This is a genomic window from Streptomyces sp. NPDC002754 (genome assembly GCF_053592315.1).
This window is the reverse complement of the sequence record NZ_JBSFVM010000007.1, coordinates 297,398-312,504: the sequence shown is the minus strand read 5'-3', so window position 1 is coordinate 312,504 and position 15,107 is coordinate 297,398. Positions and strand designations below refer to the sequence as shown.

The 15,107-nt window shown below is 70.9% G+C and carries 13 protein-coding genes; 5 read left to right on the top strand and 8 right to left on the bottom strand.

Annotated features, from left to right (window positions below):
* The first annotated feature begins 1 nt into the window (after position 1).
* Together ACWD2L_RS18520 and ACWD2L_RS18515 are read left to right on the top strand one after the other, a co-directional pair.
* Positions 2-1,354 (top strand): sulfate adenylyltransferase subunit 1, encoded by a 1,353-nt coding sequence (locus ACWD2L_RS18520; RefSeq protein WP_351331683.1) that lies wholly within the window; start codon positions 2-4, stop codon positions 1,352-1,354.
* Between the two features lie 39 nt (positions 1,355-1,393).
* Positions 1,394-2,134 (top strand): sirohydrochlorin chelatase, encoded by a 741-nt coding sequence (locus ACWD2L_RS18515; protein WP_351331681.1) that lies wholly within the window; start codon positions 1,394-1,396, stop codon positions 2,132-2,134.
* A 34-nt stretch (positions 2,135-2,168) separates the two neighbouring features.
* Here ACWD2L_RS18515 and ACWD2L_RS18510 read toward each other — a convergent pair whose 3' ends face one another.
* A complete protein-coding gene (locus ACWD2L_RS18510) occupies positions 2,169-3,155 on the bottom strand; it encodes an ArsR/SmtB family transcription factor (RefSeq protein WP_351331679.1) in 987 nt (328 codons plus the stop codon).
* Between the two features lie 79 nt (positions 3,156-3,234).
* On the opposite strand from ACWD2L_RS18510, the gene ACWD2L_RS18505 reads away from it, so the two are divergent.
* Positions 3,235-4,494: an MFS transporter gene (locus ACWD2L_RS18505; RefSeq protein ID WP_351331677.1), complete on the top strand. Its 1,260-nt coding sequence runs from the start codon at positions 3,235-3,237 to the stop codon at positions 4,492-4,494.
* 12 nt (positions 4,495-4,506) lie between these two features.
* On the opposite strand, the gene ACWD2L_RS18500 is transcribed toward ACWD2L_RS18505, so the two are convergent.
* The 4 genes from ACWD2L_RS18500 to ACWD2L_RS18485 all read right to left on the bottom strand — a co-directional run bounded on the left by ACWD2L_RS18500 (position 4,507) and on the right by ACWD2L_RS18485 (position 8,035).
* Positions 4,507-5,091, bottom strand: a complete 585-nt coding sequence (locus ACWD2L_RS18500) for a TIGR03086 family metal-binding protein (RefSeq protein WP_351331675.1) — start codon at positions 5,089-5,091, stop codon at positions 4,507-4,509.
* A gap of 54 nt (positions 5,092-5,145) precedes the next feature.
* Positions 5,146-6,159 carry a ketopantoate reductase family protein gene (locus ACWD2L_RS18495; RefSeq protein WP_351331673.1) on the bottom strand — a complete coding sequence of 338 codons (1,014 nt, stop codon included), beginning with the start codon at positions 6,157-6,159 and terminating at the stop codon, positions 5,146-5,148.
* A gap of 24 nt (positions 6,160-6,183) precedes the next feature.
* Positions 6,184-6,747 (bottom strand): DUF1697 domain-containing protein, encoded by a 564-nt coding sequence (locus ACWD2L_RS18490; protein WP_351331748.1) that lies wholly within the window; start codon positions 6,745-6,747, stop codon positions 6,184-6,186.
* 82 nt (positions 6,748-6,829) lie between these two features.
* Complete coding sequence (locus ACWD2L_RS18485; RefSeq protein WP_351331671.1) at positions 6,830-8,035, bottom strand: S8 family peptidase; 1,206 nt, start codon at positions 8,033-8,035, stop codon at positions 6,830-6,832.
* Positions 8,036-8,396: 361 nt separating this feature from the next.
* On the opposite strand from ACWD2L_RS18485, the gene ACWD2L_RS18480 reads away from it, so the two are divergent.
* The gene (locus ACWD2L_RS18480; protein ID WP_351331669.1) at positions 8,397-10,676 is read left to right on the top strand and encodes an MMPL family transporter; all 2,280 of its coding nucleotides are present in this window, start codon (positions 8,397-8,399) and stop codon (positions 10,674-10,676) included.
* 45 nt (positions 10,677-10,721) lie between these two features.
* On the opposite strand, the gene ACWD2L_RS18475 is transcribed toward ACWD2L_RS18480, so the two are convergent.
* Both ACWD2L_RS18475 and mgt read right to left on the bottom strand, forming a co-directional pair.
* Complete coding sequence (locus ACWD2L_RS18475) at positions 10,722-11,816, bottom strand: CDP-alcohol phosphatidyltransferase family protein (RefSeq protein WP_351331667.1); 1,095 nt, start codon at positions 11,814-11,816, stop codon at positions 10,722-10,724.
* Positions 11,817-12,009: 193 nt separating this feature from the next.
* The gene (gene mgt / locus ACWD2L_RS18470; RefSeq protein ID WP_451190164.1) at positions 12,010-13,224 is read right to left on the bottom strand and encodes a macrolide-inactivating glycosyltransferase; all 1,215 of its coding nucleotides are present in this window, start codon (positions 13,222-13,224) and stop codon (positions 12,010-12,012) included.
* A gap of 137 nt (positions 13,225-13,361) precedes the next feature.
* Between mgt and ACWD2L_RS18465 the strand changes: the two genes are divergently transcribed.
* Positions 13,362-14,294 carry a phosphotransferase enzyme family protein gene (locus ACWD2L_RS18465; protein WP_351331663.1) on the top strand — a complete coding sequence of 311 codons (933 nt, stop codon included), beginning with the start codon at positions 13,362-13,364 and terminating at the stop codon, positions 14,292-14,294.
* Positions 14,295-14,358: 64 nt separating this feature from the next.
* On the opposite strand, the gene ACWD2L_RS18460 is transcribed toward ACWD2L_RS18465, so the two are convergent.
* Positions 14,359-15,081, bottom strand: a complete 723-nt coding sequence (locus ACWD2L_RS18460) for a 3'-5' exonuclease (protein ID WP_351331661.1) — start codon at positions 15,079-15,081, stop codon at positions 14,359-14,361.
* Between the last annotated feature and the right edge of the window lie 26 nt (positions 15,082-15,107).

The window sequence follows — 15,107 nt, the reverse complement described above, 5'->3', positions numbered from 1 at the left end:
CATGAGCACCACCACCTCCTCCGCCGCCGAAGAGCTGGCCGGGCTCTCGGCGACCACCCTGCTGCGGTTCGCCACGGCCGGCTCCGTCGACGACGGCAAGTCCACGCTGGTCGGCCGGCTGCTGCACGACTCCAAGTCGGTCCTGACCGACCAGCTGGAGGCCGTCGAGCTCGCCTCGCGTTCGCGCGGCGCCGCCGAGCCGGACCTCGCGCTGCTCACGGACGGCCTGCGCGCCGAACGCGAGCAGGGCATCACCATCGACGTCGCGTACCGGTACTTCGCCACACCCCGGCGGCGGTTCATTCTCGCGGACACGCCGGGCCACGTGCAGTACACGCGGAACATGGTGACGGGCGCGTCCACCGCCGACCTCGCCGTGGTCCTCGTCGACGCGCGCAACGGTGTCATCGAGCAGACCCGCAGGCACGCCGCGGTGGCCGCGCTGCTGCGAGTGCCCCATGTGGTGCTGGCCGTCAACAAGATGGACCTCGTCGACTACGAGGAGACCGTCTTCGCGAAGATCGCCGAGGAATTCACCGCGTACGCCGGGCAGTTGGGCGTTCCGGAGATCACCGCCATCCCGATCTCGGCGCTCGCGGGCGACAACGTCGTGGAGCCGTCCGCCAACATGGACTGGTACGGCGGCCCGACCGTCCTGGAGCACCTGGAGACGGTGCCGGTCAGCCACGACCTCACCGGCTGCCACGCGCGCCTGCCCGTGCAGTACGTGATCCGTCCGCAGACCGCGGAGCACCCGGACTACCGGGGTTACGCGGGGCAGATCGCGGCCGGCACCTTCCGCGTCGGCGAGTCCGTCACCGTGCTGCCCTCGGGCCGCACGTCGAAGGTCACCGGAATCGACCTGCTGGGCACGGCCGTTGACGTCGCCTGGACGCCGCAGTCCGTCACCCTCCTCCTGGAGGACGACATCGACATCTCGCGCGGCGACCTGATCGTGCCGAGCCACGACGCGCCCGCCACCTCGCAGGACATCGAGGCGACGGTGTGCCACGTGGCGGACACCCCGCTCGTCGTCGGCCAGCGGGTGCTGCTCAAGCACACCACCCGTACGGTCAAGGCGATCGTCAAGGAGATCCCGTCGCGGCTCACGCTCGACGACCTCTCCCAGCACCCCGAGCCCGGTCAGCTCGTCGCCAACGACATCGGCCGGGTGAAGGTGCGGATCGCCGAGGCGCTCGCCATCGACTCCTACGCGGACTCGCGCCGCACGGGCTCGTTCCTGCTGGTCGACCCGTCGGACGGCACGACGCTCGCGGCGGGCATGGCCGGCGAGTCCTTCGCCTCGGCCGAGGACCCCAAGGCGCTTGTCGACGACGAGGGTTGGGACTTCTGAGCCCGCCTCCCGGAACCCTGGTGAAGAACTGAGCGAACCATGTCCCACACACCCGCCCTCCTCGTCATAGCCCACGGCAGCCGCGACCCGCGCCATGCCGCGACCGTGCACGCCCTCGTGGGCGAGGTGCGGACGCAGCACCCCGGCGTGCGGGTGGAGACGGCGTTCCTCGACTTCAACGTCCCTTCCGTGCACGGGGTGTTGACGTCGCTGGCGGCGGAGGGTGTACGGGACGTGGTGGCGCTCCCCCTGCTCCTCACCCGCGCCTTCCACGCGAAGGCGGACATCCCGGCGGTGCTGCGCACGGCGCCGCCCGGGATGCGCATCCACCAGGCGGAGGTCCTGGGCCCCGACCCGCTGCTGGTCTCGGCCCTCGAACGACGCCTGTACGAGGCGGGGTTGACCCCCGCCGACAAGCCCACGACCGGGGTCGTCCTGGCCTCGGCGGGCTCATCCGACCCGGAGGCGATCGCAGTGATCGCTGAAATCGCGCGGGAGTGGCGGCACACCGGTTGGTGCGCCGTGCGGCCTGCGTTCGCCTCCGCATCCCTTCCGCGCACGCAGGACGTCGTGCGCGAACTACGGGCGCTCGGCTGCGAACGCGTCGCGGTCGCCCCGTACGTGCTCGCGCCGGGCCGCCTGCCGGACCGGATCGCGGCGGGGGCGGCGGACGCGGACGTCCTGGCCGAAGTCCTCGGCGCCGCGCCCGAGGTGGCGCGTGTCCTGATGGTTCGTTACGAGGCGTCGCTGGTACCGGAGTTGTTGGCGGTCGGGGCCTGAGAGTCACCCCTCGGGGGACCTGACCGCCCGCGTCTCACCCGCACAACCGCTCCCCCAACTCACTGCGCACATACCGCACACTCCGCCCACTGCGCGTCCGCGCCAGCAGCCCCGCGTCGTACAGGATCGACAGATGCTGGCTGACCGCGCCCGGGGTGACGGCGAGGCGGTGGGCGAGTTCCGTTGTCGACGCGGGCTCCGCGAGGAGCCGCAGGATGCGGGCCCGGGCCGCGCCGAGCAGCCGGGTCAGGGCCTCGCCCGTCGCCGGGGGCGGGGTCTCGGAGATGGTGGCGCGGCCACGGGCCGGATAGGCGAGCAGCGGCGGCAGTGTGGGGTCGAGCATGGTGTGGGCGCCGTGGCAGAAGAGGGTGGGGACGAGGACGAGCCCGCGGCCCTCGATCGGGATGTCGGCCCCGCGCCAGGTGCGGAGGCTGTCGCGCTGCACGATGGTGAGCACGTCGCCGTCCCAGGACAGCCGCCGGTCGAGGCTGGTGAACAGGCCGCCCACGCCGGCGTCCGCGAGCACCTTGCCGCGGTACGTGAGATCGGCTTCCAGAACGGACTGCACGCGGGGCCACCAGTCGGGGGCGAGGCATGCGTGCCAGTAGGCCTCCAGCTCGTCGGCGATGCGGTGGCGGAACGCGGCCGGGTCGGCGAGCCCCGCGCGCAGCACGGGCGGCAGCCGGTCCGCCGCCGTGTCGTAGGCGGTGGTGAAGTCGGGTCCGACGGTCTCGGGCGGCACGCCGCGGATCTCGGCGAGCTGCGCCGCGAACGCCGGGCGCGGGCGGCTCGGGCGCGGGGTGAGGAAGTCCGGGAGCCACAGGTGGGGTGCGACGAGCGCGACGAGCAGTTCGGTGTCGAGGCGCCGGAAGGCGGGGGCCATGCGGCGCAGCCACGGCCGCTGGTGCGGATAGCGGGCGGGGTCGCGCCAGCAGCGCAGCGAGTACACCGCCTCCTGGAGGGGCGAGTACGCGAAGGACGTACGGGCCAGGTCGCCGACGACGAACCGGAACTCGATCACGACGCTCCCCCGGATCCTGATGCTTTAGCCGCACGCTAAAGGTTTTCCGTACGGCGCGGAACCCGGCTTCGCTGTGTCCATGACCACTTCGCCGCCCCGGCCCACGCCTCCCACCACCCGTTACGGCGGCATGCTGCCCACCGTCCCGGTGCTGCGCCGGCTGTCCCTGCTCACGCTCCTCAACGCGTTCGGGCGCGGGCTCTTCTTCCCGGTCAGCGTCCTGTACTTCACCCGGTTCGTGGGCCTGAGCGCCACCTCCGTGGGCGTCGGCCTCACGGTGGCCGGGGTGTTCGGGCTCGCGGCGGGGGTGCCGGCCGGGCGGGCCTCGGACCGGTGGGGGCGGCGGCCCGTGCTGACCGGGCTGTGGGTCGGGTGCGGCGTGGGGCTCGTGGCGTACACGCTCATCGACTCGTACGTCTCGTTCCTGATCACGGCGATCTGTTACGCCACGCTGAGCCAGGGCAGCATGGGTGTGCGCAACGCGCTGTACGCGGATGTGCTGCCGATAGGGCAGCGGGTGGAGGGCCGGGCGCATCTGCGGATGGTCACCAATGTGGGGATGGGCGTGGGCGGCGCGTTCGGGGCGCTCGCGTTGCAGCTCGACAGCCGGTCCGGCTACACGGCCCTGATCCTCGTCGACGCGGCGGCGTTCGTGGCCTCGGCTCTGATGGTGCACCGGCTGCCGGGCGGCGCGGGGCGGCGGCCCGTGGCGGACACCCCGGCCGAGAGCCGGTGGCGGGCCGTGCGCGATCTGCCGTTCCTGGCAGTGACCTTCCTCAACGCCGTACTGGCCCTGCAATACGCCCTGTTGGAGGTGGGCCTGCCGCTGTGGATCGCGCAGCACACCGAGGCGCCGCGGTGGACGGCGGCGCTCGTCATGGTGCTCAACTGTGTGCTGGTGGCGCTGCTTCAGGTGCGCGCGACGCGGGGTGTCGAGGATCTTCCCGGCGCGGTGAAGGCGATGCGCCGCTCGGGGCTGCTTCTCGCGCTGTCCTGCGCGATCTTCGCCTGCTCCGCCGGGATCTCGCCGCTGGGGGCGTTGACGGTCCTGGTCGTCGGGGCCGTGGTGCAGGTGCTCGCCGAGGTGTTGCAGGCCGCGGGCGGCTGGACCGTCGGCTACGGCCTTGCGGACTCCCGCGCACACGGCGTCTACCAGGGCGTCTTCAACTCCGGCCAGGCCGCGGCCTCGATGGCGGCGCCGGCCCTGGTGACGGTCACCGCGATCCGGTACGGGACGGCGGGCTGGGCCGCGCTCGGGGCGCTGTTCGTGGTGGCGGGACTGGGGGTCGGGCCCGCCGTGCGGTGGGCACGGCGGGGTGGCGAGTGGCGCGGCGAGTGAGCCGCCGTGCGGTCAGCGCGGGTCACGGCCGCTGAGGGCCAGGGCCCGCGCGTAGACCGGCGCGTCGTCCGGTACGTCGACGGGGGCGGCGAAGCCCTCGTACTGGCGGTACAACTCGGCGTTCGACGCCACGACTTGGAGCAGCAGCGCCGCCGCACCGTCCGAGACCCGGAACTCCTGGCCGGTGGCGCGGGCCACGTCCCAGCCGTGCAGGACGAGTTCGGCCCACAGGAGGGCGGCGACCTCAGGGGCGGGCTGCTGGGCGAAGCCGAGGTCGATCTCGCCCTCCCAGACGGCCGGTTCGGCCCAGGCGTCGACCGCCCGGTCGAGGTCGGCGGTGTACGTCGCGGCCCAGTCCTCCTCGGACGTGATGTCGCGCGCGGTCGCCTCCTCGGGCAACTGGGTGCGCAGCGCCCGGTGTTGCATGCCGTGCGAGGTGTAGACGGTCCAGTGGTTCACGAGCGTCCGCACGTCCCAGTCGCCGCAGCCCGAGGCCGCGCCGAGCCGGTCGGGCTTGACGCCTGCCGCGACGCGGGCGGCTTCGGCGGCGCTTTCGGTGAGGTACGGGTACACGGTGTCCATGCGGAGTTCGTTCATGCCGATGACGCTACGGCGACCGGTACCCGCGCCTCTTGAACAAACGCGACAGGGTTACGAGGCGCAGCGCGCGTCCACCGCCGCGACCAGGTCCGCCACGCTCGTCTCCCCGGCCGAACGACCTTCGCGCGCCGCCTCGTCGGCGAGTTCCTGGAGGACGTCGTTGACCGGCGTCGCCACCCCGTGCAGGCGGCCGAGCAGGGCGATCTCGCCGTTGAGGTAGTCGGCCTCGATGCTGCCCGCGCCGCGCTGGAGGGACTGCCAGGAGGAGCCGCCGCCGCGCGGGGAGCTGTCGAAGGGTTCGAAGGTGATCTTGTCGGCGCGGGTGGCCTTCTCCTCGTCCTGCGACGCGTACGCGATCCCCGCGGCGTCGAGCACCGCCTCGCCCTCGGCGCGCGCCCGGCGGAACAGGGCGATGCTCTCCTCGCCGGCGAGCACGCCGGAGACCGCCTCGATCGAATTGGCCAGGTTGGAAAGGAGTTTGGCGTACTTCCAGCGCATGACGTCGTCGACGACCGGCGCCTCCAACAGCCCCTTCTCCAGGTCCTCGGAGATCATGTGGGCCGTCTCGTCGCGGCCCGACGGGTAGCGGCCGAGGTGCAGCATGCCGGAGAGCGGGGCGCCCTGGGCGCGGACGACGCCCGGCTCGACGAACGTGGCGGGCAGCCAGACGCACATCCCGTAGACGCGCTGGAAGGTGCGCAGGGCGAGCCGCTCGCTCTCCACGCCGTTCTGCGCGCAGACCAGCGGCAACCGCAGCGCCGCCGTGCCGCCGCCCTCGACGGGGCGCGGGCCCCACGCGGCGAGCGCCGCCGCGCTGTCCTGGGTCTTCACGGCGAGGATCAGCACGTCGTCGGCGCGCAGCGTGCCGAGCGCCTCCGGGCCTGCCACGACCGGGAGTTGATGGGTGTGCGGCCCGTCGGGAGTCTCGACGCGCAGCCCCTTGTCGCGCAGTGCCTCGTACTGGCTGCCGCGCGCGACGAGCACGACGTCACCGTGCCCGGACTGCGCGAGCCGTCCCCCGATGACGCCGCCGACCGCTCCTGCTCCGATGATGATGTAGCGCATGCGCCGACCCTTTCACGGACGCGGTCACCGTGGGGCGGTGAGTTCCACCAGTTTCGTCACGGTGTTCCAGTTGCGGCTCGTCGCGATGAGGCCCTTGTTGAGCGCCGGGCGGGACAGCTGGGCCCCCAGCTTCGAGACGCCCAGGCCCTGGGGCGCGTAGAGGTAGAGCGCGCGGTCGCCGAGGCGGAACTCCTCGGGGGCGAACGCGGCCGGGTCCACGGCGGCGAACCGGTCGGTGGTCACCGGCTCCGAGAAGTACGTGACGTGCAGCTGCTTGGCCTCAAGGTCGGCGGCCGGGAACGGGCAGTCCGCCATGACCGCCTTCAGGTAGCCGTGGCCGCGCACGAGGACGTCGACGGGGAAGCCGAATTCGGCCTCGATCGCCTTGGTGATCGCGGCCGCGAGCGACTCCTCCGACGCGTCGTGGCCGCCGGACGGCACGGTGAAGGCGACGTTGCCGCTCTGGAGGTACGTGCGTACGTCGGTCAGGCCCAGGCCCTCGACGACCGGCCGAAGACCGGCCATCGGCACCTTCTTGTTGCCGCCCACGTTGATGCCGCGCAACAGCGCCGCGTAGCCCTCGGTCACCTGAGTCATGGGCACACGATAAGGCGGCCGCCGTTCCCCGTGGGGGTGGGCACGGCGGCCGCCGGTCATCGAGCCGAAACGTTTACTCGACGACCTTCAGGAGCTTGTTCGCGGTGCCGTCCGACGCGTTCTTGATGGCGTCGGGGGTGGCCCCGTCGGTGAGCGCCTTGGAGACGTCGGCCGGGGCCGCGTCCTTGTGGCCCGCCAGGTAGACGGCCGCCGCGCCGACGACGTGCGGTGTCGCCATCGACGTACCGGAGATGGTGTTGGTGGCGTCGTCGTCCGTGTTCCAGTCGGACGTGATGTCCGATCCAGGCGCGTAGATGTCGACGACGGAGCCGTAGTTGGAGAAGTCCGACTGCTCGTCGTCCTTCGTGGAGGAGGCGACCGTGATGGCCTCCGGGACCCGGGCGGGGCTGGACTGCGAGGCGTCCGCCGACTCGTTGCCCGCCGCCACCGCGTAGGTGACACCGGAGTCGATGGACTTCTTGACCGCCGCGTCGAGCGCCTCGTCCACGCCGCCGCCGAGCGACATGTTGGCGACGGAGGGGCCCTCGTGGTTCTCGGTCACCCAGTCGATGCCCGCGACGACCTGCTCCGTGGTGCCGGAGCCCTCGTCGTCGAGGACGCGGACGGCGACGATCTTCGCCTTCTTGGCGACACCGTGCGCCTCACCGGCGATGGTGCCGGCGACGTGCGTACCGTGCCCGTTGCCGTCGTCGGCGCTGTCGTCGTTGTCGACGGCGTCGAAGCCGGAGGAGGCGCGGCCACCGAAGTCCTTGTGGCTGATCCGGACCCCGGTGTCGATGACGTACGCGGTCGCGCCCTCGCCGGCGCTGTCCGGGTACGTGTACTTGCTGTCGCCCGCGGTGTCCGCCTGGTCGATGCGGTCCAGGCCCCACGACGGCGGGTTGTCCTGGGTGGCGTCGATGTGGAACTTCTTGTTCTGGACGACCTTCGACACGGAGCCGTCGGCCGCGAGCCGCTTCGCCTCGGTGTCCGAGAGGCCTCTCGCCGAGAAGCCGTTGACGGCGGAGCCGTAGTTCCGCTTGAGCGTGCCGCCGTACTCCTTGGCCAGGTCCTTCTTCGCGGCGGCGTTCGCCTTCTGGTCGAGCAGCACGATGTAGCTGCCGGCCACGGCGCCCTTGGCGTCCTGACCGTAGACCTTGCCCTCGGCGGGGGCCGCGGTGGCGGAGAAGCCGCCGAACATGGTGACGCCCACTGCTGTCGCCGCCGTGGCTATCGCCGCGGTGAGCTTCATCGTGCGCGCATGCTGGTTTGTTGCCATGAAGAGGGATCTCCTCAGTGGTGTGTGGGGGGAATGCCAGCGCCCCAGGACGAACCTTCGCGAAGGTTGTCAAACTCCGGAAGATGTCCGGGGGTTGAGACGAAACCCTGACCGATTGACGCGATCAGATCAAGACCTACATGAACCTGTGACGTGCTCAACAAGGTTTCGTAATAACAAATCGGGCGGTTCCCGGAGGTTCGGATCAAGGTCCACCGGTTCATACCTCGGTGCCTCAACCCCCGATAGATGTAGGGGACTCGGGTCATCCTCCGCGCGGACCTCCGCCCGCGGCACCTCACCGAACAGCACGACGTACCTGCCTCATCCCGCCCACACCTTCGTTTTTGGAGGTGACCTGATGGCAGGGAACGGGGTACGGCCGGAGCGCCGGGTGCGGGGATTCGCGGCCAGGGCGGGCGGATGGAGCGCCCGGCACAGGTGGGCGGCGGTGGGGATCTGGGTGCTCTTCGTCGTGGTGGCGATGGGCCTCGGGTCCGTCACGGGGCGGGTGGACGTCTCGGAGGACGACCAGCTCAAGGGCGAGACGAGCCAGGCCGCGCGCATCATCGACGACGCGGGTGTCGACGAACCGGCGGGCGAGACCGTGCTCGTACAGAGCAAAAACGGGGCATTGCGGGCCACTGCGCCGGAGTTCAGGGCAGCGGTCGCCGACGTGGTGAAGGCCGTCGAGGGCACGGGCGAGGCGACCGCCGTGCGCTCGCCGTACGCCGCCGACACCCGGACGATCTCGAAGGACGGCCGCGCCGCGCTCGTCCAGTTCGACATGCGGGGCGACCCCGACACCGCGGCCGACCGGGTCGAACCGGTCCAGAAGGCCGTCGCGGGGGTCGCGGACGATCATGACGCGCTGCGGATCGAGGAGATCGGCGCCGCGAGCATGAACAAGACGTTCGACGACGCGTTCGGCGACGACTTCCAGAAGGCCGAGTACTCGGCGGTGCCGGTGGCGCTCGGCATCCTGCTGATCGCGTTCGGCGCGCTCGTCGCGGCGCTGCTGCCGGTGGCGCTCGCCGTCACGGCGATCATGGCGACGATGGGCCTGATGGGCCTCGTCAGCCATCTGCAGCCGATGAGCGAGACCGCCAACTCGGTGATGCTGCTCGTGGGCCTCGCGGTCGGCGTCGACTACTGCCTGTTCTATCTGCGGCGCGAGCGCGAGGAGCGGATGAAGGGGCACGATCCGCAGACGGCACTGCGGGTGGCGGCGGCCACCAGCGGCCGGGCGATCATCGTCTCCGGGGTCACGGTGTGCGTGGCGATGGCGGGCATGATGTTCACCGGGCTCGCCGAGTTCCAGGCGATGGGACTCGCCTCGCTGATGGTGGTCGCGGTCGCGATGGTGGGCTCCGTGACCGTGCTCCCGGCGCTGCTCTCGCTGCTCGGGCACCGGGTGGAGAAGGGGCGGATCCCGTTCCTGCACCCGACGAAGCGGCGGGGCGCCGGTAACGGTGAAGGCGGTTCGGGCAGCCGCTTCTGGAGCCGGGTGCTGACCGTCGTCCTGGCGCGGCCCGCCGTCTCCGTCGCCGTCGCGGTCGGCGCGCTGCTCGCGATCGCCGCGCCCGCGCTCGGCATGAAGACCCAGAACCTCACCCTGGACCAGGAGTTCGGCGACTCGCTGCCGATCGTGGCGACGTACGACCGGGTCAACGCGGCGTTCCCCGGCGGCTCGGACCCGGCCGAGGTGGTCGTGAAGGCCGACGACATCAACGCCGCCGATGTGCGCGCCGCCCTCGCCGACTTCCGTGCGCGGGCCGTGAGTTCGGGCGCCTCGCGCGGCCCTGTCGAGGTCACCGTGCACCGGGACGGGAACGTGGCGATCGTCGACGTACCGCTCGTGGGCGGATCCGATCAGGACAAGGCCGAGAAGAGCCTGGCGCTGCTGCGCGACGAGGTGCGGCCCGACACGTTCGACAAGGTCGGCGGCGTCGAGGCGCCGATCACCGGGCAGGTCGCGGGGTCGAAGGACTTCAACGACCAGATCGTCGGTTCCGTCGTCCCGGTCTTCGCGTTCGTCGTCGCGTTCGCGTTCCTGCTGATGCTGCTCTCGTTCCGCTCACTGACGGTCGCGATCACGTCGATCGTGCTCAACCTGCTGTCGGTGGGCGCCGCCTACGGGGTCCTCGTCGCCATCTTCCAGCACGGCTGGGGAGCCTCGCTCGTCGGCGCGGAGGGCGTGGGCGCCATCATCACGTGGCTGCCGCTGTTCCTGTTCGTCATCCTGTTCGGCCTGTCGATGGACTACCACGTGTTCGTGGTGTCCCGGATCAAGGAGGCGCGCCTTCAGGGGCGTACGAACCTCGATGCGATCCGGCAGGGCGTCGTCACCACCGCGGGCGTGGTCACCAGCGCGGCCGTCATCATGGTCGCCGTGTTCAGCATCTTCGGAACGCTGTCCATGCAGTCCATGAAGCAGATGGGCGTGGGCCTCGCGGCCGCCATCCTCATCGACGCGACCGTCATCCGCGGTGTGCTGCTCCCGGCCGTGATGGCGCTCCTCGGGGAGCGCAACTGGTATCTGCCGAAATGGCTGCACCGGCTGCCGGACCTGACGCACGACGAGGCGGGCATCGAGCCCGCCCCGGTCCCGCGCGAGGGCGGCGAGGAGGTACGCGTCTGACATCGCGCCCGGCCCCTCGGGCCCACGGCCTGTTCACCGCTCGCGTTACGCGACGGTGGACAGGCTCTTCTCGTCGACATCGTTGTCGTCGACACCGGCCCGCTGGGTGCCGTTTTCCTCGATGCCGTCCCGCTCGAGGTCGTCCTTCTCGAAGGCCTCCAGCGTGCGGCCGAAGTCGCGCGTGGACAGCAACAGCTTGTAGACGATGGCGAGTTCGAAGACGAGCAGCAGCGCGCCGGCCACGATGGTCGCCCCGAGCACCTGGTCGATCAGCGGCCCGACAATGAAGACGGCCATCTGGAACTCGATGCCGCTCACCAGGTGCGTACGGATCCGGTGGCGCAGCATGAAGGCCCGGAAACGCAGATAGACCGGGAAGCGGCTGCGGAACTCCTGGTGCAGGTCGACGACCTTGGGCCGCGGGGCCGGGCCGAAGGTTTCCGCCTGCTCGGTCACCTCGTCGTCGGAGGCGTCGTCGGATGCCTCATCGGCGGCGGCGTCGGAAGCGGCTTGCGAGGCGGCCGCGCCGTTCAGGTCCTGCTCCATGTCCGCGGACGGGTTGGCCCGCAGCAGGTCCTCCATGAACGCGATGCGCTCCGCGTTCTGCGCGCGGCGGGCCGCCCGCATACGGGCCTTGATCTGCTTGCGCATCGAGTGCCGGGTCTTGAAGATCTCCAGCGAGTTGATGTAGCGCAGCCCGTCGAGGAAGACGACGGCCACGGCGAGCCAGATGTAGATCAGGTCACCGGTGCGCTGGAACTGGCCGCCCATCAGCGCCACGGCGCAGGCCATGACGCGGACGCGGTCGAAGATGTAGTCGAGCCAGGCGCCGAACACGGAGCCCTGCCCGGTCAGCCGCGCGACCTTGCCGTCCATGCAGTCGAGCACGAAGCTCAGGTGGTAGATGACGGCTCCGGCGATCAGCCAGCGCCAGTCCCCCATCGCGAAACAGCCGGCCGCGCCGAGCCCCAGGATCAGGGCTCCCCAGGTGATCTGGTTCGGGGTGATGCGCGTCCAGCGCGCCGTGACCCGGACGAGAGGTGTGGCCATCGGGTCGACGAGCAGCACGGTCCACCACGCGTCGCGCTTTTTCTGGGTGAGACGCCGCACTTCGGGCAACGACGGTATGTCTCGGGGCATGAGGCACGCCAGCTTTCTGTGTTCAAAAGTAGGTTCACCTCACAGTAAGAATCAGTTCTCCCCAAGTTCAAGAACGTACGAACGCAACCTTTATTGAGAGGTATTGGTCGTACATCACAGACGAGTCAATTTCGTTATCTGTTAGGCACACACTTCTTACGGAACAGTGGAACCGTTTCGCGAAAAATCGCGTCTACAGGGCGGCCTCGATGAGGTCGGCCGCCTGCCTCGTTCCACCCTCCTTGGTCATGTCCTGCTGAACGGCGGCGAAGCGGCGCGCCACCTCCGGGTCGTCGACCAGCGCGAGGACGGCCTCCCGGAGCGTCTCCGCGTTCGCCTCCTCCATGGGTACGTGCCGGGCGACGCCGAGCCCCTGGAGCATGTCGGCGTTGCCGAACTGGTCGACGGCCTGCGGCACGGCGACCATCGGCGTCGCGGTGGCCAGGCCCTCCTGGCTGCCGCCCGCGCCGGCGTGCGTGATGAAGGCGTCCGCCTTCTTGAGGATCGCCAACTGCGGCGCCCACTGACACACCTCTACGTTGCCGGGGACCGCCCCGAGGTCCTCGGCGGTGACGTGCTTGCCGACCTGGAGCACGACGTGCCAGCCCGGCAGATCACCGAACGCCTTCACGCATTCCCGGTAGAAATCGGGCTGCTTGGTGAACGACGAGCCGAGCGACACGAGCAGCACGTGCTCGGCGTCGGCGGGGCGCTCCCAGTCGCCCTGCGCGGACCGGTCGCCCTGGCAGGCGCCGACGAAAATGTTCTTCTTCTCGTCGACCCGGTCGGCATTCGGCTGGAGGGCCTTCGGCATGAGGACGAGGGTGCGGTCGTAGACACCCCAGAATTCGTCGGCGGTCCTCGGTACGCCGGACTCCTTGAGCCACGCGTCGAACTTCTCGTAGTAGGCCTTCCCGCGCGGCGTCTTCCGGGGCTCCTCCCACATCGGCAGCGCGACCTCCTCCTTGTACCCCTCCCAGGCGACGAGGTTCGGCGAGAGCGTCACCGCGGGCACACCCCAGCGGTGGGCGAGGACGCCCGCCGGGTACGAGGTGATGTCGTGGATGACGAGGTCGGGGACGCCGACCCCGCCCTCCCCCTCGTAGGCCTCGATGAGCTGCGGGAGGGTCTGGATCGCGTCGTCCAGGAACGGCTCCACGTTGTCGAGCAGCGTCGTCCCCCACGCCGCCGGGTCGTCGTCCGGGCCGGGGAGCGTGGTGCGGTAGAGGACCGGCTCGGCGCCGGTCTCGGCGATCTTCTCCTCGAACAGGTGCGGGATCGCGTACGTGACGCGGTGCCCACGGGCGACGAGCTCCCGGATCACTTCGAGGCTCGGGTTCACGTGCCCGTGGGCGGCGATGGAGAACATGGCGATGTGGGCACGTTTGCCGTGGTTCGGGTTCGTCATGACCCCAGCGTAAACGAGACGAGACGTCTCGTGCAATTGGTTAGCGGGCACTGTCGGGTAATGCCCGGTAATGCCGGGTGCGAGACTGACCCCGTACCAGGTGAGACGCAGGGCCGCGGGGCCGCAGGAGGCACAGCATGGACGAGGCACGGGCACGGGAAGTGCTGGCACGGGCGGATGTTTTGGACGGTAGTGCCGGGGCGGCGGGAGCTGAGGGTGGGCTCGGTGCGGGTGCCGCGGGTGCGGTGGGTGCCGCGGAGTTGCTGGCGTTCGGGGAGAACGCGGTGTTCGGCGTCGGCGACCTCGTCGTCAAGATCGGGCGCAGCGCCGAGCACGGCGGCGCCGAACTGCTCGACCGCGCCCGCCGCGAACTGGCCATCGCCTCCTACCTCGCGGCGCACGACGTCCCCGCGGTGCGCGCCGCGAAGGACGAGGCGCTCGTCGTGGACGGGCATCCGGTGACCGTGTGGCACCGCATCCCGGCGGCGGTCCGCCCGGCCGAGCCGCGCGATCTGGCGGAGCTGATCAAGCTCGTGCACGCGCTGCCTGCGCCGACCGGTTTCGAGCTGCCGCGGCGGGAGTTGCTCAGCGGGGTCGAGCGCTGGCTGCGGCTCGCGGGCGACGCGATCGACCCGGCCGACGCGGACTATCTGCGCGAGCGGCGGGACGGGTTCGCAGCCGCCGCCGCGGCGTTGACCCCGCGGCTGCCGGCCGGGCCGATCCACGGTGATGCCCTGCCGCGCAATGTGCACATCGGGCCCGAGGGGCCCGTACTCGTCGATCTCGAGACGTTCTCCTCCGATCTGCGGGAGCACGATCTGGTCGTCATGGCCCTGTCCCGGGACCGGTACGGGTTGCCTGCGGCGGCGTATGACGGGTTCGTTTCCGCGTACGGGTGGGATGTGCGGGAGTGGGAGGGGTGTGCGGTGCTGAGGGGGGCGCGGGAGACGGCGTCCTGTGCGTGGGTTGCGCAGCATGCGGCGGCCAACCCGAAGGCGTTGGTGGAGTTTCGGCGGAGGGTCGGGTCGCTCCGGGACGGGGACGCGGCGGTGCGGTGGTATCCGTTCTGAGGGCGGCTCTGAGGTCGTCGTGCCTGCGGCAGGCTCGGGGGCTTTGCCCCCGGACCCCCAGTCCTCAATCGCCGGACGGGCTTGAGGTGCGCATCGGCCACACCGTGTCGACCACCGCGTCCGGATTGCCCTTGCGGCGGAGGAAGTTCTGGAAGTCGGCCGCCGACTCGGCGAACCACTCCACCTGTCTGCGATGCAGCTCCGCCACCCCGAGCTGCGCGACCTTCGCGTGGCGCTCGCCTATCGCGCGGGCGAGCAACGCCGCGGCCAACGCGTCCGCCGAGGCGTCGTGCGCGGCGTCGAGCGGGACGCCGTACTCGGTGCAGACCGCTTCGAGGTTGCGCTTGCCCCTTCGGTAGCGGTCGACGGTGCGGTCGATCGTGTACGGGTCGACGACCGGGCCCGGCTCCGCTCCCGCGAGGCGCTCCCGCAGGGACGGCAGCCCGTGCCTGGCGAGTTCGGCGGAGAGCAGGGTGAGGTCGAACGTCGCGTTGTACGCCACCACGGGGACGCCCGCGCGCCAGTGGTCGACCAGTATCCCGGCGAGGGCGTCGGCGACCCGGTCGGCGGGCTCGCCCTCGGCGGCCGCCCGTTCGTTGGTGACGCCGTGCACCGCGATCGCTTCTTCGGGGATCGGCACTCCGGGGTCGGCCAGCCATTGCCGGTGGCCGAGGACCGCGCCGTCCTTCACCTCTATGACGGCGGCGGTGACGATGCGCGCATCGCGCGGATCAGTCCCGGTCGTCTCCAGGTCGAAGCCGATCAGCAGCTCGCGGTGCCAGGCCATGACAGCCCCCTTCTCGTGGTGCGTTC